22 protein-coding genes and 1 tRNA gene are annotated in these 24,420 nt (G+C 73.8%); 9 read left to right on the forward strand and 14 right to left on the reverse strand.

Annotated features, from left to right (window positions below; genetic code table 11):
- Positions 1 to 41: 41 nt before the first annotated feature.
- The gene (locus tag FB388_RS37165) at positions 42 to 1,352 is read right to left on the reverse strand and encodes an FHA domain-containing protein (protein ID WP_142107329.1); all 1,311 of its coding nucleotides are present in this window, start codon (positions 1,350 to 1,352) and stop codon (positions 42 to 44) included.
- A gap of 135 nt (positions 1,353 to 1,487) precedes the next feature.
- Between FB388_RS37165 and FB388_RS37170 the strand changes: the two genes are divergently transcribed.
- A tRNA-Leu gene (locus FB388_RS37170) sits at positions 1,488 to 1,573 on the forward strand.
- A gap of 454 nt (positions 1,574 to 2,027) precedes the next feature.
- Here FB388_RS37170 and FB388_RS37175 read toward each other — a convergent pair.
- From FB388_RS37175 to FB388_RS37185, 3 genes are read right to left on the reverse strand one after another with little or no spacing between them, the layout of a single operon-like run.
- Positions 2,028 to 2,645 (reverse strand): nucleoside/nucleotide kinase family protein, encoded by a 618-nt coding sequence (locus FB388_RS37175; RefSeq protein ID WP_142107330.1) that lies wholly within the window; start codon positions 2,643 to 2,645, stop codon positions 2,028 to 2,030.
- Between the two features lie 3 nt (positions 2,646 to 2,648).
- Positions 2,649 to 2,891, reverse strand: coding sequence for a DUF2630 family protein (locus FB388_RS37180; RefSeq protein WP_142107331.1), 243 nt, complete (start codon positions 2,889 to 2,891; stop codon positions 2,649 to 2,651).
- A 59-nt stretch (positions 2,892 to 2,950) separates the two neighbouring features.
- The gene (locus tag FB388_RS37185) at positions 2,951 to 3,784 is read right to left on the reverse strand and encodes an LLM class F420-dependent oxidoreductase (protein ID WP_142107332.1); all 834 of its coding nucleotides are present in this window, start codon (positions 3,782 to 3,784) and stop codon (positions 2,951 to 2,953) included.
- Positions 3,785 to 3,836: 52 nt separating this feature from the next.
- On the opposite strand from FB388_RS37185, the gene FB388_RS37190 reads away from it, so the two are divergent.
- Positions 3,837 to 4,955 carry a 5-methyltetrahydropteroyltriglutamate--homocysteine S-methyltransferase gene (locus tag FB388_RS37190; RefSeq protein WP_142107333.1) on the forward strand — a complete coding sequence of 373 codons (1,119 nt, stop codon included), beginning with the start codon at positions 3,837 to 3,839 and terminating at the stop codon, positions 4,953 to 4,955.
- Between the two features lie 22 nt (positions 4,956 to 4,977).
- Here the strand turns inward: FB388_RS37190 and FB388_RS37195 are convergent, their stop codons facing one another.
- The gene (locus FB388_RS37195) at positions 4,978 to 5,736 is read right to left on the reverse strand and encodes a TetR/AcrR family transcriptional regulator (RefSeq protein ID WP_211362453.1); all 759 of its coding nucleotides are present in this window, start codon (positions 5,734 to 5,736) and stop codon (positions 4,978 to 4,980) included.
- A gap of 88 nt (positions 5,737 to 5,824) precedes the next feature.
- On the opposite strand from FB388_RS37195, the gene FB388_RS37200 reads away from it, so the two are divergent.
- Genes FB388_RS37200 through FB388_RS37215 form a run of 4 tightly spaced genes read left to right on the forward strand, consistent with a single transcriptional unit; the run spans position 5,825 to position 9,637 of the window.
- Positions 5,825 to 7,051, forward strand: coding sequence for a DUF418 domain-containing protein (locus tag FB388_RS37200; protein WP_246122776.1), 1,227 nt, complete (start codon positions 5,825 to 5,827; stop codon positions 7,049 to 7,051).
- 57 nt (positions 7,052 to 7,108) lie between these two features.
- Positions 7,109 to 7,561 carry a DUF4442 domain-containing protein gene (locus FB388_RS37205; RefSeq protein ID WP_211362454.1) on the forward strand — a complete coding sequence of 151 codons (453 nt, stop codon included), beginning with the start codon at positions 7,109 to 7,111 and terminating at the stop codon, positions 7,559 to 7,561.
- A 19-nt stretch (positions 7,562 to 7,580) separates the two neighbouring features.
- Positions 7,581 to 8,240 carry an NAD(P)H-binding protein gene (locus tag FB388_RS37210; RefSeq protein WP_142107334.1) on the forward strand — a complete coding sequence of 220 codons (660 nt, stop codon included), beginning with the start codon at positions 7,581 to 7,583 and terminating at the stop codon, positions 8,238 to 8,240.
- Complete coding sequence (locus FB388_RS37215; RefSeq protein ID WP_142107335.1) at positions 8,240 to 9,637, forward strand: dihydrolipoyl dehydrogenase family protein; 1,398 nt, start codon at positions 8,240 to 8,242, stop codon at positions 9,635 to 9,637. Before FB388_RS37210 ends, FB388_RS37215 begins: the two co-directional genes overlap by 1 nt.
- 11 nt (positions 9,638 to 9,648) lie before the next feature.
- Here FB388_RS37215 and FB388_RS37220 read toward each other — a convergent pair whose 3' ends face one another.
- From FB388_RS37220 to FB388_RS37235, 4 genes are all read right to left on the reverse strand, one after another.
- Positions 9,649 to 10,641, reverse strand: a complete 993-nt coding sequence (locus FB388_RS37220) for a copper resistance D family protein (protein ID WP_142107336.1) — start codon at positions 10,639 to 10,641, stop codon at positions 9,649 to 9,651.
- On the reverse strand, positions 10,638 to 11,207 hold the full coding sequence (locus FB388_RS37225; RefSeq protein ID WP_142107337.1) for a copper resistance CopC family protein: 570 nt from the start codon (positions 11,205 to 11,207) through the stop codon (positions 10,638 to 10,640). Before FB388_RS37225 ends, FB388_RS37220 begins: the two co-directional genes overlap by 4 nt.
- A 43-nt stretch (positions 11,208 to 11,250) precedes the next feature.
- Positions 11,251 to 11,757 carry a hypothetical protein gene (locus FB388_RS37230; RefSeq protein ID WP_142107338.1) on the reverse strand — a complete coding sequence of 169 codons (507 nt, stop codon included), beginning with the start codon at positions 11,755 to 11,757 and terminating at the stop codon, positions 11,251 to 11,253.
- A 65-nt stretch (positions 11,758 to 11,822) separates the two neighbouring features.
- Entirely contained in the window at positions 11,823 to 12,326 is a 504-nt protein-coding gene (locus FB388_RS37235) for a DUF6474 family protein (RefSeq protein WP_246122778.1), read from the reverse strand.
- A 141-nt stretch (positions 12,327 to 12,467) separates the two neighbouring features.
- Here FB388_RS37235 and FB388_RS37240 point away from each other — a divergent pair, with 141 nt between their 5' ends.
- Together FB388_RS37240 and FB388_RS37245 are read left to right on the forward strand one after the other, a co-directional pair.
- The gene (locus tag FB388_RS37240) at positions 12,468 to 14,168 is read left to right on the forward strand and encodes a TM0106 family RecB-like putative nuclease (protein WP_246122780.1); all 1,701 of its coding nucleotides are present in this window, start codon (positions 12,468 to 12,470) and stop codon (positions 14,166 to 14,168) included.
- 68 nt (positions 14,169 to 14,236) lie between these two features.
- Entirely contained in the window at positions 14,237 to 15,541 is a 1,305-nt protein-coding gene (locus tag FB388_RS37245) for a UDP-glucose dehydrogenase family protein (RefSeq protein WP_142107339.1), read from the forward strand.
- A 24-nt stretch (positions 15,542 to 15,565) separates the two neighbouring features.
- Here FB388_RS37245 and FB388_RS37250 read toward each other — a convergent pair whose 3' ends face one another.
- The gene (locus tag FB388_RS37250; protein WP_142107340.1) at positions 15,566 to 15,862 is read right to left on the reverse strand and encodes a cupin domain-containing protein; all 297 of its coding nucleotides are present in this window, start codon (positions 15,860 to 15,862) and stop codon (positions 15,566 to 15,568) included.
- Between the two features lie 59 nt (positions 15,863 to 15,921).
- On the opposite strand from FB388_RS37250, the gene FB388_RS37255 reads away from it, so the two are divergent.
- Positions 15,922 to 16,542 (forward strand): TetR family transcriptional regulator, encoded by a 621-nt coding sequence (locus tag FB388_RS37255; RefSeq protein ID WP_142107341.1) that lies wholly within the window; start codon positions 15,922 to 15,924, stop codon positions 16,540 to 16,542.
- Positions 16,543 to 16,566: 24 nt separating this feature from the next.
- Here FB388_RS37255 and FB388_RS37260 read toward each other — a convergent pair whose 3' ends face one another.
- Genes FB388_RS37260 through fdhF form a run of 4 tightly spaced genes read right to left on the reverse strand, consistent with a single transcriptional unit; the run spans position 16,567 to position 24,384 of the window.
- Positions 16,567 to 18,483 carry a molybdopterin biosynthesis protein gene (locus FB388_RS37260; RefSeq protein WP_142107342.1) on the reverse strand — a complete coding sequence of 639 codons (1,917 nt, stop codon included), beginning with the start codon at positions 18,481 to 18,483 and terminating at the stop codon, positions 16,567 to 16,569.
- Positions 18,480 to 19,697: a molybdopterin molybdotransferase MoeA gene (locus tag FB388_RS37265; protein WP_142107343.1), complete on the reverse strand. Its 1,218-nt coding sequence runs from the start codon at positions 19,695 to 19,697 to the stop codon at positions 18,480 to 18,482. The genes FB388_RS37260 and FB388_RS37265 overlap by 4 nt, the downstream gene beginning before the upstream one ends.
- Entirely contained in the window at positions 19,694 to 21,469 is a 1,776-nt protein-coding gene (locus FB388_RS37270; protein ID WP_142107344.1) for an NAD(P)H-dependent oxidoreductase subunit E, read from the reverse strand. Before FB388_RS37270 ends, FB388_RS37265 begins: the two co-directional genes overlap by 4 nt.
- Positions 21,466 to 24,384 (reverse strand): formate dehydrogenase subunit alpha, encoded by a 2,919-nt coding sequence (gene fdhF / locus FB388_RS37275; RefSeq protein WP_142107345.1) that lies wholly within the window; start codon positions 24,382 to 24,384, stop codon positions 21,466 to 21,468. The genes FB388_RS37270 and fdhF overlap by 4 nt, the downstream gene beginning before the upstream one ends.
- Positions 24,385 to 24,420: the final 36 nt, after the last annotated feature.

The raw sequence follows: 24,420 nt of genomic DNA on the forward strand, positions 1-24,420 counted from the left end.
ACTCCGTTCTCTGCGTCTTACGTGCGATGTCCCCCCACCGCCTACTGCGTGCGGAAGACCAGGCTCGAGTGCCCGACCCGGATGACGTCACCGTCGTTGAGCTGCCAGGTCTGCACCGGGTTGCCGTTGACGGTGGTGCCGTTGGTGGAACCGAGGTCCGTCAGCGTCGCGCTGTGACCATCCCAGTTGATCTCGAGGTGGCGGCGCGACACGCCGGTGTCGGGGAGACGGAAGGACGAATCCTGCCCCCGCCCGATCACGTGGCTGCCCTGGGTGAGGTCGTACGTGCGGCCCGAACCGTCGTCGAGCGACAACGAGGCAGACAGCTGCTGCTGGTAGCCGCCGTAGCCGCCCTGCTGGCCGCCGTAACCCTGGTCGTACCCGCCGTCGTACCCCTGCTCGTACTGCTGCTGCTGGGGGTAGCCGCCCTGCTGGCCGCCGTAACCCTGGTCGTAGCCGCCGGGAGCAGGGGGGTAACCCGGCTGCTGGCCGCCGTAACCCGGCTGCCCGTAGCCAGGCGGCTGGCCGCCGTAACCCTGGTCGTAGCCGCCGCCGCCCTGCTGCGGACCGCCGTACCCGCCGCCGCCCTGCTGGCCGTAGCCCTGGCCCTGGTCGTACCCGCCGCCGGGCTGCTGGCCGCCGTACCCGGCGCCGCCCTGCTGCGGGCCGCCGTAGCCGCCCTGCTGCTGGCCGCCGTAACCCTGGTCGTACCCGCCGCCCTGCTGCGGGCCGGCGTAGCCGGCGCCGCCCTGCTGCGGGTACCCGCCCTGCTGGCCGTAGCCCGGCTGGCCCGGTTCGGCCTGGTCGTACCCCCCTTGGCGCTGGTCGTAGGCGGGCGGGGCGTACGTCTGCTGCTGCCCGTATCCGCCGGGGGCACCACGGTCGTATCCGTACTGCCCGTTCTCCTCGGGGTGGCCCGGTTGCTGGCTCATGGGTGCTTCTCCTGCGTCGCGTGCTCGGATGGCGTCCCGGCGGGAAGCGTCGGGGTCCACGGTCGAGCGGGTGCGGAACTGTCCCGTGTGCAGCGCATCGGAGCGCTCCAGGAAGACTACGACCTCGCCGTAGGTGTCCCATCCCTGGTCGGCGAGTTGTTCGGTGACAGAGCCGGACAGCGAGTTCACGATCTCCGCTCGGTCACCGCCCATGCGATCGAGATCAGTGGGGCTGAGCAGCACCGTGAACCGGTTGGGCGCCAACAAGCGACCCCCCGCGAGCTCCTCGATCCTGCCCTCGGCTTCCCTGAGCAGCGCCTGCACAACTTCCTGGGGAACGACGCTGCCACCGAAGACCCGCGCGAAGGCGTCGCCCACCAGTCCCTGGAGACGGCGCTCGAACCTGTCGACGCGGCCCAACCGATCTTCCTCCGTTCGCATCGGCGTGTTGCTGGCAGTGCCGATCGTATCTGTGCTAGTCCGCCACCTGCCGCCCCCCGACCCAGGGGCCGCCCAAAACCCCCTCCCACCCCCGTGCTAACTTCACCTCTGCCAGGGCGAGTGGCGGAATGGCAGACGCGCACGGTTCAGGTCCGTGTGTCCGTAAGGACGTGAGGGTTCAACTCCCTCCTCGCCCACCAGCTGAGCATGTTCGCGGAACTCGCTCACCTTTCGGTGGACATCGGTTCTCCTCTGGGGGGCCTAGCCCCCCAGACCCCCAGCCGGGGGCTTCGCCCCCGGACCCCCATCTCATCGGGTCACCCTTCGTTGCCGCTGGCTTTCGTTGCCGCCTGGCCTTCATTGTCGGCCCTGCATCGGTGGTCGGCCTAGCGTTCCTCGTCGGACCTGCGTTCGTGCCTTCGTGCCTCGTGGACCTGGGCCACGCCTTGTGGCGCTCATCCGATCATGGGTTGTTGTCGGGGTCCAGTCCACGACAGTGGGTAGCCGGGGAGCGGTCGGGGGAACCGGACGACAGCCGGATGGGTGCCACCCGGTCGTGGGCCTGGTGTCCGTCGCTCCTGGGGCTCGTCTCGGCTCAGGGCCACCTATGCGCGCTTGCGTGGGGAGCCGTGGCGTGCACGACGACGTCGGGGGTCAGTGGCGGAGGGCGGGGCGGGTGGGGTGGTCGGAGAGGACCACCAGGTCCGCCTCCGACTCCGGAGCTCGCTCCTCCGCGTAGCGGGCGTACGCCGGGAGGGTCCAGTGGTCCTCCTCCGGCAGGGTGCGGGTCAGCGCCGCGGGTGTCATCCGCAGGTGCACCGCCACGTCAAGGGGGAGGCCGCGGCCCAGCAGCAGCGCGCCCGCCAGCAGCACCACGCCGTCGCCGGGGAGCTCGACGTACCGGTCCCGGTGGGCGCGGTCGGCCACCGCGTCCCACAGGCGGGGGAGCACCCGGCCCGAGCCGGCCGGTCCAGCCGGGTCCAGCACCTCCCGGCGCAGGCCACCCGCGTCCAGCCAGCCGTCGAGGAACTCGTCGGGATCCTCGCGGCCGAACTCCAGCCGCACCGACGCCGGCCGCAGGAAGTCGTCGGCGTTCACGACGACGGGCAGCCGGCCACGCGCGCGCAGCGCGTCGGCCACCCGCTCGGCGAGCGCGAGCGGGTGCGTGGGCGGCGGGCCGTCGAGCGCGAGGCGCACCCGTCCCGGACGGGCATCGACCAGCTCCACGACCTCGTCGACGAGGCGGGCCGGGGTGACCGGTGTGACCTGCACGGCCTACTGCCGGTAGCCCTCCACCACATCGGCCGACCGCTCCTGCGCGGCGTCCGGGTCGAGGCCGGCGCGGCGGCGGGCGTCCCGCTGGCGCAGCAGGTCCCAGTAGCGGTCCAGCTGGACCCCCAGGTCGTTCATCCGCTGCTGCTCGGCCTCCGAGAGCGCCTGGCCGACGTGGGCCCGCTCCAGGCGGTGCTCCTCGGCCACCAGCTCGTCGATCCGGCGGTGCAGCTCGTCGTCGTTCATCTCAGATCCCGTCCGATCGGTCGTCACGTCGTCGCCTGTTGTACCCGGCCGCCGCGGGGTCAGCCGCGGAGGGCGGCCAGCTCGTCGAGCGTGCGCAGGACCTCGTCCTCGCCCGCGTCGGGCACCGAGTAGAGCACCCGGTCCACACCCGCGGCCGCGTACTCCTCGAGCACCGCCCGATCCGGCACGGCACCGAACACGGTGACGGTGAGGTGGCCGCGTCCCGCCTCGGCGGCGCGGCGGCGCAGCTCGGCGATCCGGCCGGCGAGCGCGTCCACGTCATCACCGGGAGCGCCGCGCGGCATCCAGCCGTCGCCGTGCGAGAGCACCCGGTCCAGGACGCTCGACCCCTCCCCGCCGATCAGGACCGGCGGCGTGCGCACCGGCTTCGGCCACGACCAGATCGGGTCGAAGTCGACGAACTCGCCGTGGAACTCCGCCTCGTCGGCGGTCCAGATCTCCCGCATGGCCGCGATGTGCTCCAGCATCCGGCGGGTCCGCGTGCGCGGGTCGACGCCGTGGTTGGCCATCTCCTCCCGGTTCCAGCCAGGGCCGACGCCGAGCTCGAACCGGCCGCCCGCGATCCGGTCGAGGCTCGCGACCGTCTTGGCCAGCCCGATCGGGTGGTGCTGGAGGACGAGGGAGACGGCCGTCCCGAGCGTGATCCGCTCGGTCACGGCCGCCATCGCGGCCAGCGCGACGAACGGGTCGTACGTGTGCGAGTACCTGCGCGGCAGCTCGGAGCCGCCCGACCACGCCGACTCCCGGCTCGCGGGGATGTGCGTGTGCTCGGTGAGGTACAGCCCGTCGAAGCCGCGCTCCTCGACGGCCCGGGCGAGTGCGAGCCCATCGGTTCCGTAGTCGGTCAGGAAGGTGAAGACGCCGTGATCCACGCAACCAGCCTGCACCTGGGCGCCGGGTACCGCACGGCGCTACGTTCCGGGGATGCAGCGACGCACCGAACCGCCATTCCGCGCAGACCACGTCGGCAGCCTCCTGCGCCCGCCCGCGCTCCTCGCCGCGAGGGAACGGTTCGCGGCAGGCACCCTCGACGCCGACGGCCTGCGCGCCGAGGAGGACGCCGCCATCCGGGACGCGGTGGCGATGCAGGAAGAGATCGGACTGCAGTCGGCCACCGACGGCGAGTTCCGACGCACCTCGTGGCACATGGACTTCATCTACCAGCTCGGCGGCATCACGAAGACCGACGAGAAGATCCGCGTCAGCATGCACAACGCGGAGGGCGAGAACGCTTTCGTCACCGCGGGGCTCGCCGTCCGCGAGAAGGTCCGGCTGGACCAGCCGATCTTCGCCGACGCGTTCCGGTTCCTGGCCTCGCTCACCAGCACCGCCACGCCGAAGCTCACGATCCCCTCGCCGAGCATGGTCCACTACCGCGGCGGGACGGCGATGATCGACCGCACGGTGTACCCGGACGTCGAGGAGTTCTGGTCGGACCTGTCCGCCGCGTACGCGGCGCAGGTGCGCGCCGTGGCCGACCTCGGGTGCCGCTACCTGCAGCTCGACGACACCAGCCTCGCCTACCTCAACGACCCGGCCCAGCGCGCGCAGATCGCGGCGAGGGGAGAGGACGCGGAGCACGCCCACCTGCGCTACATCAAGCAGATCAACGACGCGGTCGCGGGCCGCCCGGACGGCATGCGGATCACCACCCACATGTGCCGGGGCAACTACCGCTCGTCGTGGGCGGCCGAAGGCGGTTACGACTTCGTCGCCGAGGCGCTGTTCGGCGAGCTGGACGTCGACGGGTTCTTCTGCGAGTTCGACGACGAGCGCTCCGGCGGGTTCGCGCCGCTGCGGTTCGTGCCGCCGGGGAAGCAGGTGGTGCTCGGGCTCGTCACCACGAAGAGCGGGAAGCTGGAGGACCCCGACGACCTCAAGCGCCGCATCGACGAGGCCTCCAAGTACGTGCCGCTCGACCAGCTGTGCCTCTCCCCCCAGTGCGGCTTCTCCTCCACGGTCGAGGGCAACGCCCTCACCCTCGAGGAGCAGGTGGCGAAGCTGCGGCTGATCGTGCAGGTCGCGGAGGACGTCTGGGGCTGACAGTCGCCGAGGAGCAGCTCACCTAGCGGCTCGCAGCGACCGCAGCGGCGACGCCGGCCAGGATGAGCTCGAGGCCGAAGTCGAAGTCGGGGTCGACCACCGGTGAGGTGGCGGCCACCGGCTCCGGCACGGTCTCGAACAGGTCCGAGGCGAACAGCCGCGACGCCTCGGGGAAGCGCTCCTCGTCCACCAGCCGGGCCAGGGCCCGGCCGTAGTCCCGCTCCACCTCGGTCTGGTCGCGACCGGTTCCGCTGCGACCGGCGGCGAACTCCTGGGACATCTGCGCGGAGCTGCGGACGTACGCGCTGAGCACGGTGAGCACCCCGACCTTCGCGCCCCAGTCGAGCCCGGTGTCCCGCAGCACCCGCAGCCCGGCATCCAGCCATGCGATCGCGTTCGGCCCGCTCGGCGGGCCGGAGACCGGCAGCCGGGCCAGCCACGCATGCCTGCCGTGCACCGCCCGGTCGGCGAGTGCCCACTGCCGCAGGCCGTCGCGCCAGCCGGCCGCATCGAGGGCGGGCGGCGCACCTGCGGCGGAGTCGCTCATCAGCAGGTAGAGCTCCTCCTTCGAGCCGACGTGCCGGTACAGCGCCATCGTGGTGCAGTCGAGCTCCTTCGCCACCCGCGACAGCGTGACGGCGGCCAGCCCTTCGCGGTCGGCGAGCTCGACGGCTGCGCGGACGACCCGGTCGACGTCGAGCTCAGCCGGTCGTCCGAGCCTTGATCCGGAGCGCACCCGCCAGAGCCGGCCCAGTGCCGGGGGCACCTCAGCTGCAGCCATCGGCCCAGTCTTCCCGACCACTTGAACCCGCCTTCGTTTATCTCATATAGTTTATGGCATCAGCTAATCCTGTCGACCGAGGAGCGCCGTGTCCGTCGCCTCCCGAGCCCACTCGTCGCACGCCGCAAGAGGCCCGGTGCGGGGCGCCGAGCGCGCGCTCGCGCCCGACCTGGCTCGCGGGGCCATGTTGCTGTTCATCGCGCTGGCCAACGCGGCCGGCGCGTTCTTCGCATCCGCGCCCGGCGTCGACACCACGCCCCACGGCGCGGAGCGCGCCTACAACGTGTTCATGTTCGCCTTCGTGCACGCGCGGGCGTACCCGATGTTCGCGATCATGTTCGGCTACGGCCTGGTGCAGCTGGCCCGCAGGCAGGACGCTGCCGCAGGGGATCCGCGTGCCGCCTGCTCGGTGCTGCTCAGGAGGAACGCCTGGCTGCTCGCCTTCGGCGCCGTGCACGGTGTGCTCCTCTTCGCAGGCGACTTCCTCGGCGGGTACGGCATCATCGGCATCGCGTTCACCCTGCTCCTGCTGCGCCGGAGCGACCGGGTGCACCGGCTCGCGCCCTGGTACCTCGCGCTCGTCGGCGTGTACGTGGTCGTGCTCCCCGTGGTGATCGCGTTGACGAGCGGATCCGGCGGGCCGGCGGCACAGGTCCCGACCAGCCCGGACGGCGCGTTCAGCCGGCCCGACTACCTCGCATCGCTGCTCACCCGGCTCCACGAGTGGCCGGTGCACACGCTCACCATCACCGGGCTCGTCTTCGTCGTGTGGATCGGCGCATGGGCGGCCCGCAAGCGGATCCTCGAGGAGCCGGCGCGCCACCTGCGGCTGCTGCGCGTCGCCGCCGTCGGTGGCATCGGTCTCGCGGTCGCGGGCGGCCTGCCGATGGGGTTGTTCAGCGCAGGCGTCTACGAGGTCGGCAGCGCGGCTGCGCCGTGGGTGAAGCTGCTGTACGAGGTGTCGGGAACGTTCGGCGGCGTCGGTTACGTCGCCGTGTTCGGCCTGCTGTCGCACGCGCTCGGCAAGGCGATGGCGGCACCGCGCGAGAACGTCGTCGTGGGTGCGCTCACCGCGCTCGGGCAGCGTTCGCTCTCGGGCTACCTGTTCCAGTCGGTGGCGTGGGCGGTACTCGCCTGGCCGTTCGCGCTCGACCTGGCCGGCTCGGCGACCAGTCCGACGTTCGCCGCCGCCGGGTCCGCGATCGCCGTGTGGCTGGTGTCGGTGGTGGCGGCGTACGCCATGCAACGCCGTTCCCGTCGCGGGCCTGCCGAGTTGCTGCTGCGGCGGCTGACGTACGGGCGCGGCCCGGTCTGACAGGAGTCGGCCCGCGATCCACCCACACCTGGTTACTGGCCAGTAGCATCGGCGGTTGTGACGACAGAGCTGAGTTGGGTCGGCGCCGCGATGCAGCAGACCGTGCCGTGGGTCGCGGCGGTCGGGATCGAGTTCGTGGAGGTCACGCCCCAGCGGGCGGTCCTGCGCCTGCCCGACGACCCCGCGCTGCGCAACCACGTGGGCGGCCCGCACGCCGCGATGATCTTCGGCGTCGGCGAGACCGCCACCGGCGCCGTCACGCTGGCCGCGTTCGGTTCGACGATGGAGCGGGCCACGCCGCTGCCCGTCCGGTCCGAGATCGCCTACCAGCGCATCGCCCGGGGACCGCTCACGGCGGTCGCCGAGCTGGGCAGGCCGGCCGAGGAGGTCGTCGCCGAGCTGGAGGCCGGTGCGCGGCCGGAGTTCGGCATCGACGTCACGATCACCGACGGCGACGGCCGGGACACCACCCGCATGACCGTCGTGTGGACGCTGCGGCCGAACCGCTGACGGGACTACCGTCCGGCTCGTGCACGTGGTGATCGCAGGAGGACACGGGAAGATCGGCTTGCGGCTGGCCGCGCTGCTGGCCGGCCGAGCGGACGTCGTCACCGGGTTGGTGCGCAACCCGGACCACGTCCCCGACCTCGAACGGGTGGGCGCAACGCCGGTGGTGCTCGACATGGAGACGGCGGCCGCCGACGAGCTGGCGGCCGTGCTGGAGGGTGCCGACGCCGTCGTGTTCGCGGCGGGTGCCGGACCGGGTAGCGGGGTGGCCCGCAAGGACACCGTCGACCGGGCGGCCGCCGTGCTGCTCGCCGACGCGGCTCGGATCGCGGGCGTCCGGCGCTACCTGCTGGTGTCCTCGCCGGGCGTCGACGAGCCGCCTGCGCCGGAACGGGGTGAGGTCTGGGCGGCCTACATCGCGGCGAAGAAGGCCGCCGAGGAGGCGATCCAGGCCGCCGACCACCTCGACTGGACGATCCTGCGTCCGGGTTCGCTGACCGACGACCCGGGTGTCGGGAAGGTGCTGCTCGCCCCTCCGCCGGTGCCGCTCGGCAGTGTCACCCGCGACGACACGGCAGCTGTGCTCGTCGCGCTGCTGGACTCGTGGGGCAGCGCCGGCAAGATCCTGGAACTGCGCGAAGGGGAGAGCGACGTGCTCGAGGCCGTGGCAGGGGTGTCCTGATGACCGAGGTCGACGTCATCGTCCTCGGCGGAGGGCCGGTGGGCGAGAACGCAGCCGACTACGCCGTCCGCGCCGGGCTCTCGGCGCTGATCGTCGAGTCGGAGCTGCTCGGCGGCGAGTGCTCGTTCTGGGCGTGCATCCCGTCGAAGGCGCTGTTGCGCACCGGGCACGCGGTGGCAGCGCTGCGCAGGCTGCCGGGCACGACGGCCGAGTTCGACCCGGCGGCCGTGCTGGCGCGCCGCGACTCGTTCACCCACGACTGGGACGACGACAGCCAGGTGCAGTGGGCCACCGGCGCCGGCATCCGGGTGCTGCGCGGGCTGGGCCGGCTCGTCGGCGAACGCGCGGTCGAGGTCGACGGGCCGGCCGGCCGCGAGACGGTGGTCGCCCGGCGCGCCGTCGTCGTGTGCACGGGCAGCGTGCCCGCAACTCCGCCCGTTCCGGGTCTCGACACCGTGCGGACGTGGGGCTCGCGCGCCGCCACCTCGGCCAAGGAGGTCCCGGCCCGGCTCGCCGTGCTGGGCGGTGGCGTGGTCGGCTGCGAGATGGCGCAGGCGTTCCGCAGGCTCGGCTCGGAGGTCGTGCTCCTGCAGCGCGGGCCGCGGCTGCTGCCCGCGATGGAGCCGTTCGCCGGCGAGCGGGTGGCCGCGGCGCTCCGGGAGGAGGGCGTCGACGTCCGGCTGGAGCACCGGCTCGACTCGGTCGCCCCGGCAGGCGACCAGATCGAGCTCCGCACGAGCGACGGCCCCGTCGTCGTCGACGAGCTGCTCGTGGCCACCGGGCGACGGCCCAACACCTCCTCGATCGGGGTGGACGCGGTGGGCCTCGAGCCCGGCAAGCCGCTCACCGTGGACGACACCGGCCTGGTCGAGGGCGTGACCGGGGAGTGGCTGTACGCCGCGGGCGACGTCACCGGCCGCGCGCTGCTCACCCACCAGGGCAAGTACGCCGGGCGGATCGTCGGGGCGGCGATCGCGGCCCGCGCGATCGGCGAGGAGCTCGACACCCGGCCGTGGGGCGCGCACGTCGCGACCGCCGACCACAGCGCGGTCCCGCAGGTGGTGTTCACCGACCCCGAGGTGGCGGCGGCCGGCCGCACCGAGGCGCAGGCGCGTGCCGCGGGCATCGACGTCCGCGTCGTCGACATCCCGATCGCGGTCGCCGGGTCGTCACTGCAGGCCGACGGGTACGACGGTGCCGCGCGAATGGTGGTCGACACCACGCGCGGGGTTCTCGTCGGCGTGACATTCGTCGGTCAGGACGTGGCTGAGATGATCCACGCCGCCACGATCGCGATCGTCGGCGAGGTGCCGCTCGACCGCCTCTGGCACGCCGTGCCGGCGTTCCCGACGATGAGCGAGGTGTGGCTGCGCCTGCTCGAGGCGTACCGGGGCTAGGCGGACCGGGGCTAGGCCGACTGGGAGAGCGCGGCCGCGATGCCGATCGTGGCGGCCATGAGCGCCACCTCGTAACCGGCCCACCTCAGCACCGGGGTACGCCCGGCGGCGAGCCTGCGCCGGGCGAGCCCGCCGAGTAGCCCGAGCAGCACGAGGCATGCGATCTTCGTCAGCACCAGGACGCCGTAACGCGTGCCGAGGATCGCGTCCCACGTCCCGAGCCGGATCACCGCGGTGAGCAGCCCGGTGATGGTGACGGCGGCGATGCACCAGCCGGCGAGCCGCGAGAACCGCGGCAGCACCGGGTCGAGCAGGGCGCGGTGGCGTGCCACGAGCGCGAGCACGACCGCGAGTCCGCCCACCCAGAGCGCTGCCCCGACCACGTGCACGCCGATCGACATGATCGCGAGCTGGTGGTCGGGGTGGGTGCCCGCGTGCCCGGTGACCGCGGGCGTGACGAGTCCGAGCAGCGCGGCCACCAGCGGAACGCGGGCCTGCACGAGCGCGCGGTCACGCAGCCGCAGCGCCGCGCACACGAGGAGCGCCGCGGTGCAGACCGCTGTGAGCGCCAGCCCGCGCCCACCGGCCAGCTCCGTGATGAAGCTGCCGATCTCGCCCGCCGCCAGCTGCCCGAGCGGCCTGCCGAACGCGTCGGCCGTGCGGAACATGATGCCGACCAGGACGAGCACCAGCCACGTCCCCGCCACGGCGACCAGCGCGCGGTCCGCGGTGGCCCGCACCCGCTCCAGGGTGCGCAGCGCGGAACCGGGCACGTGGCGGGCCGGTGGGAGCAGCAGGGCGAGCAGCGTGAACCCGACGCACGCGACGCCGGCGACGTTCATCCCGGACCGGGTGACCGACGTCCCGACCAGCACCGGGAGCGTCGTGTTCGCGAGCGCGCCGGTGAGCACGCTCGCCACCAGCGCGGCGCCGACCGCGAGTCCGGCCCACCCGACCGGACGCAGCCGGTCGAGGGAGCGCGGGCCCGCGGTCGGTGCTGTCATCCGCGGCCCAGCCGCAGCGCCGCGACGACCCCGCCGCCGACGAGGACGACGGCCCCGACGATCCACGGCCACACCGGGGAGCCGCCTTCGCTGTCGGCCGGTGCGGCGGCCGCCGGTGCCGCGGCCGGGGCTGCGGCGGGTGCTGACGTCGCGGGGGCGGGCGCGGTGGCCGCCTGCCCCGCGGTGGTGAGCGTGAACGAGACCTCGCCCGCGACCGGGTGACCGTCCGCCGACACCACCCGGTAGCCGATCTTGTACTGGCCCGCGGGGCCGAGCGGGAGCACGGCCGTGCTGACCGTGCCGCCCTCTGCGCCGACCTGACCGGTCTCGTAGCGGGCGCCGTCCGGCCCGACGACCGTGATCGTGCTGAACTCGGGCGACATCTCCTCGTTGAAGGTCAGCGATACGTGCCTCGGGGCGGCGTCGAGGCTTGCGCCGTCGGTCGGGTCGCTGCTCTGGAGGCGGGTGTGCGCGAGCGCCGGTGCCGCGCCGAGCAGCAACGCGAGCCCGGCGAGCAGGGTGACGGTGCCGACGCGCAGCGCGCCCCGGTGGGTGGACGAGGGCATGGACGGTCTCCGGTTGGTCGTCGAGGACGTGCGGACTCGGGAGTCAGCACGCCACCGGAGGGCCACGCCGGGCGTGGGCGACGGCGAACGCACGGGCGAGCCGCCCGGGGAGCGCGGGCCCCGGCACCGCGAGCGTCCGGAGCGGCCGGTCGGCCGGGGGCGGCACGAGCCTGCGCGGCAGGACCCGCCCGAGCGCCGCCGTCAGCGCGGCGGCACCGCGGTCGGCGTGGCGCACGGCGAGCGCCGTGACCACCGTGGCCGCGGCGTGCACGGTGAGCATCGACGGGCCCGCGTGGGACGGGTGCAGCAGCTCGATCGCGTTGTGCAGGACGAACTGCCCCACCGCGAGCACCGCGAGCGTGCCCACCAGCCCCTGGCAGCGGCTCGCGGCGCCGGTGAAGGTCCAGGCGAGCAGGGGCAGCACCGGTACGAGCACCGCCAGGTCGGGGAGCGTGCCCCCGGCCGCTGCGTGCCCGGCGGCCGCGAGCAACGCGCTCAACCCGGCCAGGACGGCACCCCGGAGCACACCACCGCCCGGACCGCGCCTCACGGGGCACGACGGTAGCCGCAGCGCGGGTGGTGCAGCCAGCGCACCCGTTCAGCGGAGAGGAAGGGCTATCCCTGGACCCCGAGGTGGTGGAGCAGGGCGATCTCGAGCCGGTCCAGCTCGGCGCCGATGGCGCGGTAGGCCGTGCGGCGGCGCGGGGTCGGCATCTGCTCGGCGGCGCGCACGGCCACGGCCAGGTCGGCCAGCCGCGGGCGGGTGTCGACGGCGAACCGGCGAGCCGCGCCCGTGCCGTGCGCCTCGGCGCCGGAGTCGAGCCGGTCGAGCGCCTCCGCCATCCGCGAGAGCCGGGCGTGCAGCGCGCCGCCGCGCCCGGCGTACGCGCCGAGCTGGCCGGGTTCCACGCCGAGCCGTGCGGCCCGGTAGGCGTCCCAGCGGGTGCGTGCGACGGCGGCGGCGGCGAGCGCGTACGGCGCGAGGAGCGGGGCGACGGCCTTGCTCACGCCGATCATGCGTTTCGCCCGCGCCGCCGTGAGCGGTTTGCGGGCCCGACGGACCGCGCTCTCGATGGCCTCGCCCGCCTCGGGCGCCGACCGGCCTCGCAGCAGCCCCATCCGCTCGCCCTCCTGGTGCCCGCTCCTGGTGATCTCCGAGCCTAGTGCCGGGCCACTCCGCAGGTGGAACTGCGGCGCGCACCGATCTGGTGACGGGCGATCCGCGCCGGACTGTCGGCACCTGTCATTACCCTTTCGGATGTGACGGCGATCGAGAACCTGTTCACCGCGGTGGAGCCCGCCGGCGGGCCGGTGCTCGACGCCGCCGCCACCACGCGCTGCCGTCGACGCGTCCACCTCGACCACGACCCGGATGCTGCGTCGGCGCCTCGGGCGATGCCGGATCCGGCGCTGGAGCAGCGCAGGGCCGACGCCGCCACCCACCGCGAGGAGCTCGGGGCCCGGCTGGCCGCGGCGCTCGCCGGTGAGTGGTGCGAGGTGCCGGCGGCGCTCCCCGCTGCCGAGCGGGTCGCGGCCACGGCCAGGGCCGTCGCATCGGGCGCCCGGCTCATCTGGAGGGCCGCGCTGCCCACCGATCGCGCGGCGGGGCGCAGGGGGCACGCGGAGCTGCTCGTCCGGGTGCCGGGGGGCGGCTACGTCCCGGTCATCGTCGTGCGCCACCGCATCACCGATCCGGGCACCGGCGCGCTCACGGCGCCGCTGGAGGCCCCGTGGCCCCAGCGGGCCGCCGTCGACCAGGAGCGCAAGGTGCGCTCCCAGCCCCGTGACCTGCTGCGGCTCGCCCACCTCAACCGCATGCTGCACGCCGCGGGCTGGGCGGCCGACTCCCGGCTGAGGCACGGCGACCACGGCGGGGTCATCGGGCTCGACGCCGACGTCGTGGTGTGGCACGACCTGCGCGCGGGCCACTGGCCGGGCGCCCGTTCCACCCTCGCCGAGTACGACGCCCGGTTCGCCGACCGCGTGGCCGTCGCCACGGCGGCCGCCACCGGTGCGCCCGCGCTCGCGGAGCCGTCGCGCGTCACGGAGTGCAGGCGCTGCCCGTGGTGGCCCACCTGCGAGGCCGAGCTGGAGCGGGCCGAGGACGTCAGCCTCGTGGTCCGCGGGGAGCTCGCCGGGATGCTGCGCGAGGTCGGGGTGGCCACCGTCGCGGAGCTCGCGGCGCTCGACCCCGTCGCGGAGCCCCCGGTGGAGGTGCCGGGGTTGCCGTTCGCCGACCTCGTCGCGCTCGCACGCGCGCGCATGCGCGGGCTCGCGGTGGTGCGGCGGGTGGCCGAGGTCGAGGTGCCGCGGGCCGACATCGAGGTCGACGTCGACATGGAGAGCTTCGGCGAGGCGGGCGCCTACCTCTGGGGCGCCCTGCTGCGCCACCCGAGCGGGCGGCTGCCCGGCGACGAGCCCGACGGCTACCGCGCCTTCGCCACGTGGGACCCGGTGCCCACCCAGGACGAGGCGCGGTCGTTCGCCGAGTTCTGGACGTGGCTGTCGGCGGTGCGGGCGCGGGCCGCCGCCACCGGCCGCAGCTTCGCCGCCTACTGCTACAACGAGCAGGCGGAGAACCGCTGGCTGCTGGCTTCGGCCACCCGGTTCGCCGGGATGCCGGGTATCCCGCCGCTCGCCGAGGTGGAGGAGTTCATCGGCCACCCCGGTTGGATCGACCTGTTCGCCGTGGTCAGCGACTGGTTCCTGTGCGCGCAGGGCAAGGGTCTCAAGCGCATCGCCCCGGCGGCAGGCTTCACATGGCGCGACCCGGAGGCGGGCGGGGAGAACTCGATGCGCTGGTACCGGCACGCCGTCGGGATGGATGGCGCGCCTCCCGACACGCAGCAGCGGGAGCGGCTGCTCGCCTACAACGCCGACGACGTCCACGCCACCCAGGTCCTGCGGGAGTGGATGACCTCCCCCGCCGTGAAGCGGGTCCCGCTGGCCGCCGACCTGTAGGTCAGCTTTCATCCCCGCGCCCCCGCCGGGCCAGCCGGCGGTCATCCGGCCAGGGCAGCGTGCCCGGCATGTTCGCCCGGCGCATCGCTGTGATCGGTTCCGGCTACGTCGGTCTCACGACGGGCGCCTGCCTCGCCTCGCTCGGCCACCGCGTGGTCTGCGCGGACGTCGACGAGGCGAAGGTCGAGCGGCTGCGCCGGGGCGTCGTCGACATCCTCGAGCCGGGCCTGCCGGAGCTGGTGGTCGAGAACCAGGCGGCGGGGCGGCTCGAGTTCGTGCTGGGCGCGCGGGACGCGGTGGCGGGGCGCGACGGAGAGCCGGTCGAGGTGGTGTTCCTCTGCGTGCCCACCCCGATGGGCGAGGGCGGCGCCGCCGACCTGACCGCGGTGCGGGCGGTCGCGACCGAGATCAGGCAGCTGCTCCCGGCGGGGTGCGTCGTCGTCAACAAGTCGACGGTGCCCGTCGGCACGGCGGAGGCCACCCGCAAGCTGCTGAAGCGGCGCGACATCGCGGTGGTGAGCAACCCCGAGTTCCTGCGCGAGGGCTCCGCGGTGCACGACTTCCTGCACCCGGACCGGATCGTCGTCGGCAGCGACGCCCAGGACGCCGCCGAGCGGGTGGCGGCGCTCTACTCCCGGCTCGGCGCGCCGACGGTGCTCACCGACGCGGCCAGCGCGGAGATGGTGAAGTACGCCGCCAACTGCTTCCTCGCGATGAAGCTGTCGTACGTCAACGCGCTCGCCGAGCTGTGCGACGTGCTCGGCGCCGATGTCGCGGACGTCACCGAGGGCATGGGGCACGACCGGCGGATCGGGCAGGCGTTCCTCCAGCCCGGTCCCGGGTGGGGCGGCTCCTGCCTGCCGAAGGACACGAACGCGCTGGTGCAGGTGGCGGCCGCGGCGGGGATCGAGCTGCCGCTGGTCACCGCGAGCATCGCCACCAACGAGCGCCAGCGCCACATCGTGGTCGACAAGATCGCCGACGCCGTCGGAGGCGACCTCGCCGGCAAGCGGCTCGGCCTGCTCGGGCTCACCTTCAAGGCGGGCACCGACGACCTGCGCGACTCGCCCGCGCTGGCCGTCGCGCGGCTGCTGCGCGACGGCGGCGCCGAGCTGACGGCCTACGACCCGGGCTGCCCCGCGGCCGTGCCGGGCGTCACCGACTGCGTCACCGTGGCCGACGAGCCGCTGCGGGCCGCGAAGGACGCCGATGCGCTGGTGGTGCTGACCGAGTGGCCCGAGTTCCGGTCGCTCGACTGGGGCGCGGTGGCCGGGGCGCTCGCCGGCCGCGTGGTGGTCGACTGCCGCAACCTGCTCGACCCAGACGTGTTGCGCCGGGCGGGGATCAGCTGGGTCGGGGTCGGCCGCCGCTGACCGCCCGGCCCGTCTCAGCTCGGCTCACTTGAGCTCGACGAACAGCGAGTGCGAGTCGGTGTCGCCGATGTTCTCGCCCGCGTGTGCCGTCGCCGGCACCCAGCCCGCGTCGTGCGCCCGCTTCTCGACCTCGACCGTGCGCCCGCCGTCCAGCGTGAGCCGCCTGCGGAACGTGGACAGCGGGATGATCACCATGTCCGGGTGGCTGTGCATCGAGGTGCGGTCGCCCGGGTGGTCGCGGTACTCCAGCACCCGCACGCGCTCGTTCTCGAAGACCACCGAGTAGAAGTCCGGATCCGTCTCGACGGGGTCGGTGCACATGGCGTCCCCTTTCGTGGGACTGAAGTACCACGAAGGACAGTACGGTACCGTGAAGTGCGATGACAACCCCCGCGGCAGTCCCTTACGAGCAGACGGGCCGTCGCAACCAGAAGGCCCGCACCCGGGACGCGCTGGTCGCGGCCGCGCGAGAGCTGCTGGGCGCCGGCGTCACGCCCACCGTCGAGGAGGCGGCCGCACACGCCGCGGTGTCGCGCACCACGGCGTACCGCTACTTCCCCAACCAGCGCGCGCTGGTCGGCGCTGCCCACCCGGAGATCGATCGGACGTCGCTGCTCCCCGACGACCCGCCGGACGATCCGGGGGAGCGGCTCGCGCTCGTCGTCGCCGAGACCACGCGGATCGTGCTCGACTGGGAGCCACAGCTGCGCGCGTCGCTGCGGTTGTCGCTGGAGCCGGGGCAGGAGCCGACGGGGCCGGTGCTGCGCCGGGGCCGCGTCATCGGCTGGCTCGAGGACGCCCTCGCTCCGCTCGCGACGTCCCACCCGGAGCTCGACCGCAGGCGCCTCGCCACGGCGATCCGGGCGGCCACCGGCATCGAGGCGTTCGTCTGGCTGGTCGACGTCGCCGGTCTCCCGCGGGAGGATGCCGCTTCGACGATGCGGTGGACGGCCCGCGCGTTGCTCCGCTCGGCGATGGTCGATGGTGGCCCGCCGGTCTGACTTCTGGCGGTATGCCCCGGGGGGCTACCGGATTCGCCGACCGGTCTCGGCGCAGGAGTAGCCGCCGAGCTTCTCCACCTCGTTGCGGAAGTCGTGCTGTTCCAGAAGGGCCCACAGCGGTGCGAGCACCTCGTCGTCCAGCCCGGCAGCACGCAGGACGAGGTCGTACGGCTCGCGGGCGACCGGGACGAAGTCCAGCCCGAAGGCGCGGGCCGCGGCCTGGATGCCGAGGCCCGTGTCGGCACGGCCGGCCGCGACGGCCGCGGCCACGCCCAGGTGGGTGTGCTCCTCGCGGGAGTAGCCGCTGATCGTCGTCGGGTCGATGCCCCGCTTGCCCAGCTCGTGGTCGAGCAGCACGCGCGTGCCCGCGCCGCGCTGGCGGTTGACGTAGCGCAGGTCGGGGCGGGTGAGGTCGGCGATACCGGTGAGGCCGAGCGGATTGCCGGGAGCGACCAGGAGGCCCTGGTCCCGGTGTACCAGCCGAACCACGGCCAGGTCTGCGTGCGGGCCGAAGATCCGGTCCAGGTACGGCAGCGTGTACTCGCCGGTGGCGGGGTCGAGCAGGTGCGAGCCGGCCACGTGGCACAGCCCGTCGCGCAGCGCCACCAGCCCGCCGAGCGACCCGACGTTCGACGAGGCCAGCGTGATCAACGGGTCGGCCGCGCGCAGCGCCGACGCTGCGACGTCGAGGACCAGGTCGTGCGAGCCGATCGCGACGATCGTGCGCTCGACGTCGGCCAGGCCGCGCAGCAGCTCCACCCTCACCTGCTCGCCCGCGTGGTGGCCCTCGACCCCGGCCGGGACGACCAGCAGGCCGTCGGCGCGGACCAGCGAGGTCAGCACGCCGGCCGCGCGCGGAAGGGGCGTCGCGACGACATCGCCGCCGACGCGGCCCAGCCGGACGCGCACCCAGTCGTCGGAGCCGATGGCCGAGGCCAGCTTGCGGGCCAGCCGGGCCGTGGTGGTCGGGCGCTCCCGCGGGGAGGCGCCCTCGAGCGCGGCCAGCATCGGCGCGGCGAAGATGTCGAAGGTCAGCGCGGCCGAGACCGGGTAGCCGGGAGCCCCGAGGATCGGCGTGGCCGGGTCGCCCGCGACGGTCCCGAGGACGACCGGGTGCCCGGGGCGCACCGCCACCCCGTGGACGGCGAGGGCACCTGCGGCCGCGACCACCCGCGCGGTGTAGTCGTCGCGCCCGGCGCTCGAACCGGCGATCAGGATCACCAGGTCCGCGTCGCCTGCGGCGTCCCGGACGGCGGCCGTGATCAGGTCGGGGTCGTCGGCGACGATGCCGGTGGTCCGGGCATCGCAGCCGATCTCGGCGGCCTGCGCAGCGAGCATCATCGAGTTGGTGTCGGCGATCTCGCCGGGGCCCAGCTCGGTGCCGACGGGCCGGATCTCGTCGCCGGTCGGGATGATCACCACTCGGGGCTTGCGGCGCACCAGCAGCTCGACGACGCCCGCCGCGGCGCAGGCGGCGACGTCGACCGGGCGCAGCCGGTGGCCCTCCGGCAGCAGCAGTTCCGTAGCGCTGATGTCCTCGCCGATCGAGCGGACGTGCTGGTACGGCGGCACCGCGGCGCGCAGCTCGGCGCGCCCGTCCGGGGTGTGGTGCACGTGCTCGCGCATGACGACGGCGTCGTAGCCGCCGGGAAGCGGGTCCCCGGTGTCGACCACCGCGAAGTCGTCGAGCAGCACGGGGGTGGTCTCGGCGGCGCCCACGGTCTCGGCGGACCGCACGGCGATGCCGTCCATGGCCGCCGAGTCGAACGCGGGGGAGGAGCGCCGGGCCCACACCGACTCCGCGGTGACGCGCCCGACCGCCTCCCCGACCGGCAGCACCACCGCGTCGACCCGGGGCGGGCAGCCCGCGGCGGCGCAGGCGTCGCGCCACGCCCGCCGGGCCTGCTCGGCGGGGATGTCGGACACGAACGGGCTCGTCATCGGTACAGGATGACCTCCACGTCGGTGCCCCCGTCGAGGCCGGTCGCCGGCTCGGGCACGACGAGGTAGCCGTCGGCCCGCGCCAGCACGGACAGCAGCGCGGAGGGCCCGAACAGCGGCTCGGCGACGCCGTCGCGGACGGCGACCTGCACGACGTCCAGCCGGCCGGTGGCGGAGGCCAGGTCGCGGCTCAGCCGGGCGCGCACGGTCGGCTCCGGCGGTGGTTCCGCAGCGCCGGCGAGCCGCCACACCAGTGGCACCCCGACCAGCCGGAACACCACGAGCGCGGACAGCGGGTTGCCGGGCAGCCCGACCAGCGGAACACCCCCGCACTCGGCCAGCAACGTCGGTTTGCCCGGCTTGACGGCCAGCCCGTGGCACCAGATCTCGCCCAGCGCGGCCACCGCGCCCGCCGTCTCGTCGCGGGCCCCGACCGACGACCCGGCCGAGACGACCACCAGGTCGGCGTCGGCGAGTGCCGACCGCAGTGTGGACTCCAGGGCGCCCCGGTCGTCCGGGACGATCCCGGCCATCACCGGTTCCCCGCCTGCGTCGCGGACCAGCCCCGCCAGCGCCGACGCCGTGGCGTCGCGGACCTGGCCGGGGGCGAGCGTGGGCGTCTCCGGCGGCACCACCTCGTCGCCGGTGGACACGATCGCGACCCGCGGGCGGGCGTGCACCTCCACGGTCGTCACACCGGCTGCGGCCAGGAACCCGAGCTGCGGGGCGCGCAGTGGCCGACCGGCACCCACCAGCACGTCACCCGCTGCGGCGTCCTCGTCGGCCCGGACCAGCCCGGAGCCCGGTGCGACCGGCCGGGTCACCTCGATCGTGCCGGGCATGGTCTCCGCCGTGTGCTCGACCATGACCACCGCGTCGGCCCCGTCCGGCAGCACGGCACCGGTCGGGATCGCCACGCACTTGCCGTGCGACACGGTGACGGTGGGCGCTGCGCCCATCCGCACGGCTCCGGCCAGGTCGAGGTATGAGGGCAGGCCCTCGGAGGCGCCGTAGGTGTCGGCGGCCCGGACGGCGTAGCCGTCCACCGTGGAGCGGGCGAAGCCGGGCATCGCCGTGGGCGCGCGCACGTCCGCGGCCGGCACCCGGTGCAGCGCGTCGGCGAGCCGGACGTCCTCGACGGCGGTGCGCCGGGCGGGTCGGAACCCGGCCAGCGCCTCGCCGACCGTCTTCGCTGTGAAGAACTCGCGAGTCACCGGTCCGGCTGGTCCTCCGCGCCCTCCGGGCGGGGCTGCGGCCGGGCGGCCGCACCGCCCTTGTCCAGCCCGAGCACGCTGACCACCGGTCCCAGCGCGACCTGGCCCAGCCCGCAGATGGAGGTCTTGCGCATGACCTCCTCGAGCCGCAGGATGTGCGCCCGCTGGTCGTCGTCCAGGTCCGAACCGGTCTCGACGGCGTCGCGCAGGATCGTGTGCGCCTTGGTGGAGCCCACCCGGCACGGCACGCACTTGCCGCACGACTCGTCGCGGAAGAACCGCAGCACGTTGGTCGACGCCGCGAGCAGGTCGGTGCCCTCGGCCAGCACGACCATCGCACCGGAGCCGAGCATCGTGCCGTTCTCCACCGCGGTGCCGAAGTCCAGCGGCATGTCCAGCTTGTCCGGGCCGATGAAGTTCGACGACGCGCCGCCCGGCTGCACCGCGCCGACCTGCCGGCCGTCGCTGACGCCGCCCGCCAGCTCGATCAGCTCGCGCACCGTGGTGCCCATCGGCACGCAGTAGACGTCCGGTCGTTCGACGTGCCCGGAGACGGCGAAGAACTTCCAGCCCACCGAGTCGCCCGCGCCCTGGTCGGCCCACCACTGCGCGCCGCGCTGCAGGATCACCGGCACGTCGGCGAAGGTCTCCACCGAGTTCATCAGCGTCGGCCTGCCGTGCAGGCCGTAGTTGCCGGGGAACGGCGGCTTGTTGCGCGGCTCGCCGCGGTGGCCCTCCATGCACTCCAGGAGCGCGGTCTCCTCGCCGAGGATGTAGCCGCCGGGGGAGACGAACACCTCGACGTCCAGCCGCCGCCCGCTGCCGCAGGCGTCCGGCCCGATCACGCCGGCCGCGCGCAGTGCGTCCAGCTCCTCGCGCAGGACGTGCTCCTCCGGGCCGTACTCGTGGCGGATGAACACCCAGCCCTGCTCGGCCCCGACGACCGCCATGCCCAGCAGCAGGCCCTCCAGCACCAGGTGCGGTTGGGTGGCGAGGATCTGGCGGTCCTTGAACGTGCCCGGCTCGGACTCGTCGGCGTTGCAGATCGCGTACTTGACGCCGCCGGGCTGCGTGCTGCGGACCAGGCCCCACTTCTGCCCGGTCGGGAACCCGGCCCCGCCCATCCCGCGCAGCCCGGAGTCCTTCAGCGTCTGCACGACGGTGTCCGGGTCCAGCTCGCCCGCCAGGAGCGCGCGCAGGCTGGCGTACCGGTCGGCAACGCGCGATCCGGCCGGGTACGGGTCGTTGGGCCACGGCTCGGTGCGCACGTTCGCCGGGGTGGCGCCGACGTCGCCGCCGCGCGCACCGGCGACGAGCGCGTCGGCGTCCTCGACGGGCGCGGGTCGTTCGTTGACCGCCACCGCAGGCGCGGTGTCGCAGCGGCCCAGGCAGGAGACCTCGACCAGCTCGACCTCGGCGTCCTCGCCGTAGCGCTCGCGCAGCTCGGCCAGCCGGGCCTCGCCGCCGCGCAGGAAGCACGGCAGGTCGTGGCAGACGTGCAGCGCGACCTTCGTCGGCGGCTCGGTGCGGAAGTGCGGGTAGAACGAGATCAGGCCCTCGATCTCGTAGAGCGGGCGCCGGGCGTCGCGGGAGAGCTCCACCAGCTCCTCGCGCGGCAGCCACCCCAGCCGGGCCTGGATCGCGTTCAGCGCGGGGATCAGCGACGGCCCGGGGAACTTCCCGGCCCGTCCCTCCACGCCGGGCACCCGCCGCCCCCTGACCTCGGCGGCCCGGTCGGTCACCTTGCTCGCGAGCTCGTCCGCGGTTGTCATGCCCGCACCCCCAGCGGCTCGACCTGCACGGCGCAGAACTTGAACTCCGGGATCTTGCCGACCGGGTCGACCTCGTCGATGGTCAGCAGGTTGGCCGCCGCCTCGCGGAAGTGGAACGGGATGAAGCAGTTGCCCAGCTGCTCGCGGTGCGAGATGCGCACCATCAGCTCGATCGTCCCGCGCCGGGACCGCACGCGGACCGTCTCACCGTGCGCCAGACCGCGGTCGGCGGCGTCCTTCGGGTGCATGTAGACCTCCGCCACCGGGGAGATCGCGTCCAGCGCGAACGAGCGCCTGGTCATCGATCCCGTGTGCCAGTGCTCCAGCAGCCGCCCGGTGTTGAGCACCAGCGGGTACTCCGCGTCGGGCAGCTCCTTGGCCGGCAGCCACTGCGCCGGTACCAGGTGGGCCAGGCCGTCGTCGGTGTTGAACCGCTCGTCGAACATGACGACCGTGCCGTCGCTGTGCTCCGGGTCGTCGTTCGGGTAGAGCTTCCCGCTCAGCCCGAGGTTGTCGTACCGCAGGTTCTTGTACGACGGCATCAGCGCGACCATCTCGTCGAACACCTCGCTCGGCGAGCCGTAGTCCCAGTCCAGCCCGATCCGCCGGGCGATGTCCTGCACGATCTGCCAGTCCGGGCGCGCCTGCCCCGGCGGGTCCATCACCTTGCGGCCGAGCTGCACGCGCCGGTCGGTGTTGGTGTAGGTGCCGTCCTTCTCCAGGTACGAGGTGGCCGGGAGGATCACGTCGGCGAACTCGGCCGTCTCGGTGAGGAAGATGTCCTGCACCACGAGGAAGTCGAGCGCGGACAGCGCCTTGCGCACCTTGTTGATGTTCGGGTCGGACAGGAACGGGTTCTCGCCGAGCATGTACATGCCGCGCACGCCGCCGGGCTCCAGCACCGATTTGACGATCTCGGTGACGGTCAGCCCGCGCTTCGGGTCGAGGCGGGTGCCCCAGGCCTCCTCGAACCGCAGCCGGGTCTGCTCGGCGTCCACTCCCTGGTAGTCGGGGTAGAACATCGGGATCAGGCCGGCGTCCGATGCGCCCTGCACGTTGTTCTGCCCGCGCAGCGGGTGCAGCCCGGTGCCCGGGCGCCCGACGTTGCCGGTGATCGAGCACAGCGCGATGAGGCAGCGCGCGTTGTCGGTGCCGGTGGTGTGCTGGGAGATCCCCATCCCCCAGTAGACGACCGCGGCGCCCGCCTCGCCCCACGTGCGGGCGACCTCGCGGATGGTGTCGGCGTCCACGCCGGTGATCTGCGCGGCCCGTTCCGGCGGGTAGTCCGCGACGGTGCGGGCGAGCTCGTCGTAGTTCGACGTGCGGTTCGCGATGAAGTCCCGGTCGATCAGCCCGAGCCGGATGACCTCGTGCATCACCGCGTTGTAGAACGCCACGTCCGTGCCCGGCTTGAGCTGCACGAAGATGTCGGCGTGCTCGGCCACCGTGGACGCCCGCGGGTCGACGTAGATGATCTTGGTGCCGCGCCGGCGGGCCTGCTTGAAGAACGAGCTGGCCACCGGGTGGTTGGCGGTCGGGTTCGAGCCGGTGATGATCACGACGTCGGCGTTGGCGACGTCGCCGTACGTCGTGGAGACCGCGCCCGAGCCGACGCCCTCGAACAGCGCGGCCACCGATGACGCGTGGCAGAGCCGGGTGCAGTGGTCGACGTTGTTGGTGCCGAAGCCCGTGCGGATGAGCTTCTGGAAGAGGTAGGCCTCCTCGTTGGAGCACTTCGCCGAGCCGAACCCGGCGATCGCGCCCGGCCCGCCACTGGCGTGGATCTCGCGCAGTCGCCGGGCGACCAGGTCGAGCGCCTCCTCCCAGGTCGCCTCCCGGAAGTACGGCATGACCTCGTCGTAGTCGACCAGGCCGCCGGGCTTGCGCTTGCCGCCGCGCTTGTCGCCAGGCTTGCGGCCACCGCCGCTGCGCTCGCCGCCGTTGACCCGGCCCCTGTCGTTGTTGCCGTCGCCGCGGACGTCTGCGGACAGGGCGCCCTTCGGGTAGGCCGAGTCGATGCGGATCAGGGGAGTGGTCAGCCGCTGCGGCGAGGCCGAGTAGTCCCAGCCGTAGCGGCCCTTCACGCACAGCCGGCTCTGCGAACCGGGCTGGTCGCGGCCCTCGGCGAAGGAGATCGCGCCGCGCTCCCGGTCGACGTAGTAGGTCAGCGCACAGCCGACCCCGCAGTACGGGCACACGCTCTCGACGGCGTCCAGCTCCTCGCGCGGGCGGATCGGGATCCCGCGGATGGGCTTGTTGGTCAGAGCCCCGGTGGGGCAGGCCTGCACGCACTCGCCGCAGGTGACGCAGGAGCTGGCGCCCATCGGGTCGTTCAGGTCGAACGCGATCCGGGTGGAGTAGCCCTTGCCGGAGCGCCCGATGACGTCGTTGCCCTGGATGTCGTCGCAGGCCCGCACACAGCGGTCGCACAGGATGCAGGCGTCGTGGTTGACGTCGATGACCGGGTTGGACGAGTCGGTGCCGCGGCCGGAGCCGCAGGGCAGTTCGGTGGTCTCCCGGGCCACCCCGAACCCGTCGGCCAGCTCGAGCAGCAGATTGTCGCGGGTCTTGAGGTCCTTGGGGTCCTCCGCCCGCGGCGGCTGGTCCGAGATCAGCAGCTCGGTCAGGGTGGCGCGGCTGCGTTCGAGCTCCGGGGTGGAGGTCTTGACCTGCATCCCGTCCTCGCACGGGCGGACGCACGCGGCGGCGAACACGCGCCCGCCGGTGTCGACCACGCACATCCGGCACACACCGACCGGGTCGTAGCGCTCGTCGTGGCACAGCACCGGGATGTCCACCCCGGCTTGCTTGGCCGCGTCGTAGATGGAGGTGCCTTCGGGCACGGTGACCGCGAACCCGTCGATCTCAGCGGTGATCGTCCGCACTGCGGCGGACGCATCCTGCACGGCTGTCATCTCGACTCCCAACCGATCGTGCATACCGCATACAAC

Source organism: Pseudonocardia cypriaca, from assembly GCF_006717045.1.
Classification (GTDB): domain Bacteria; phylum Actinomycetota; class Actinomycetes; order Mycobacteriales; family Pseudonocardiaceae; genus Pseudonocardia; species Pseudonocardia cypriaca.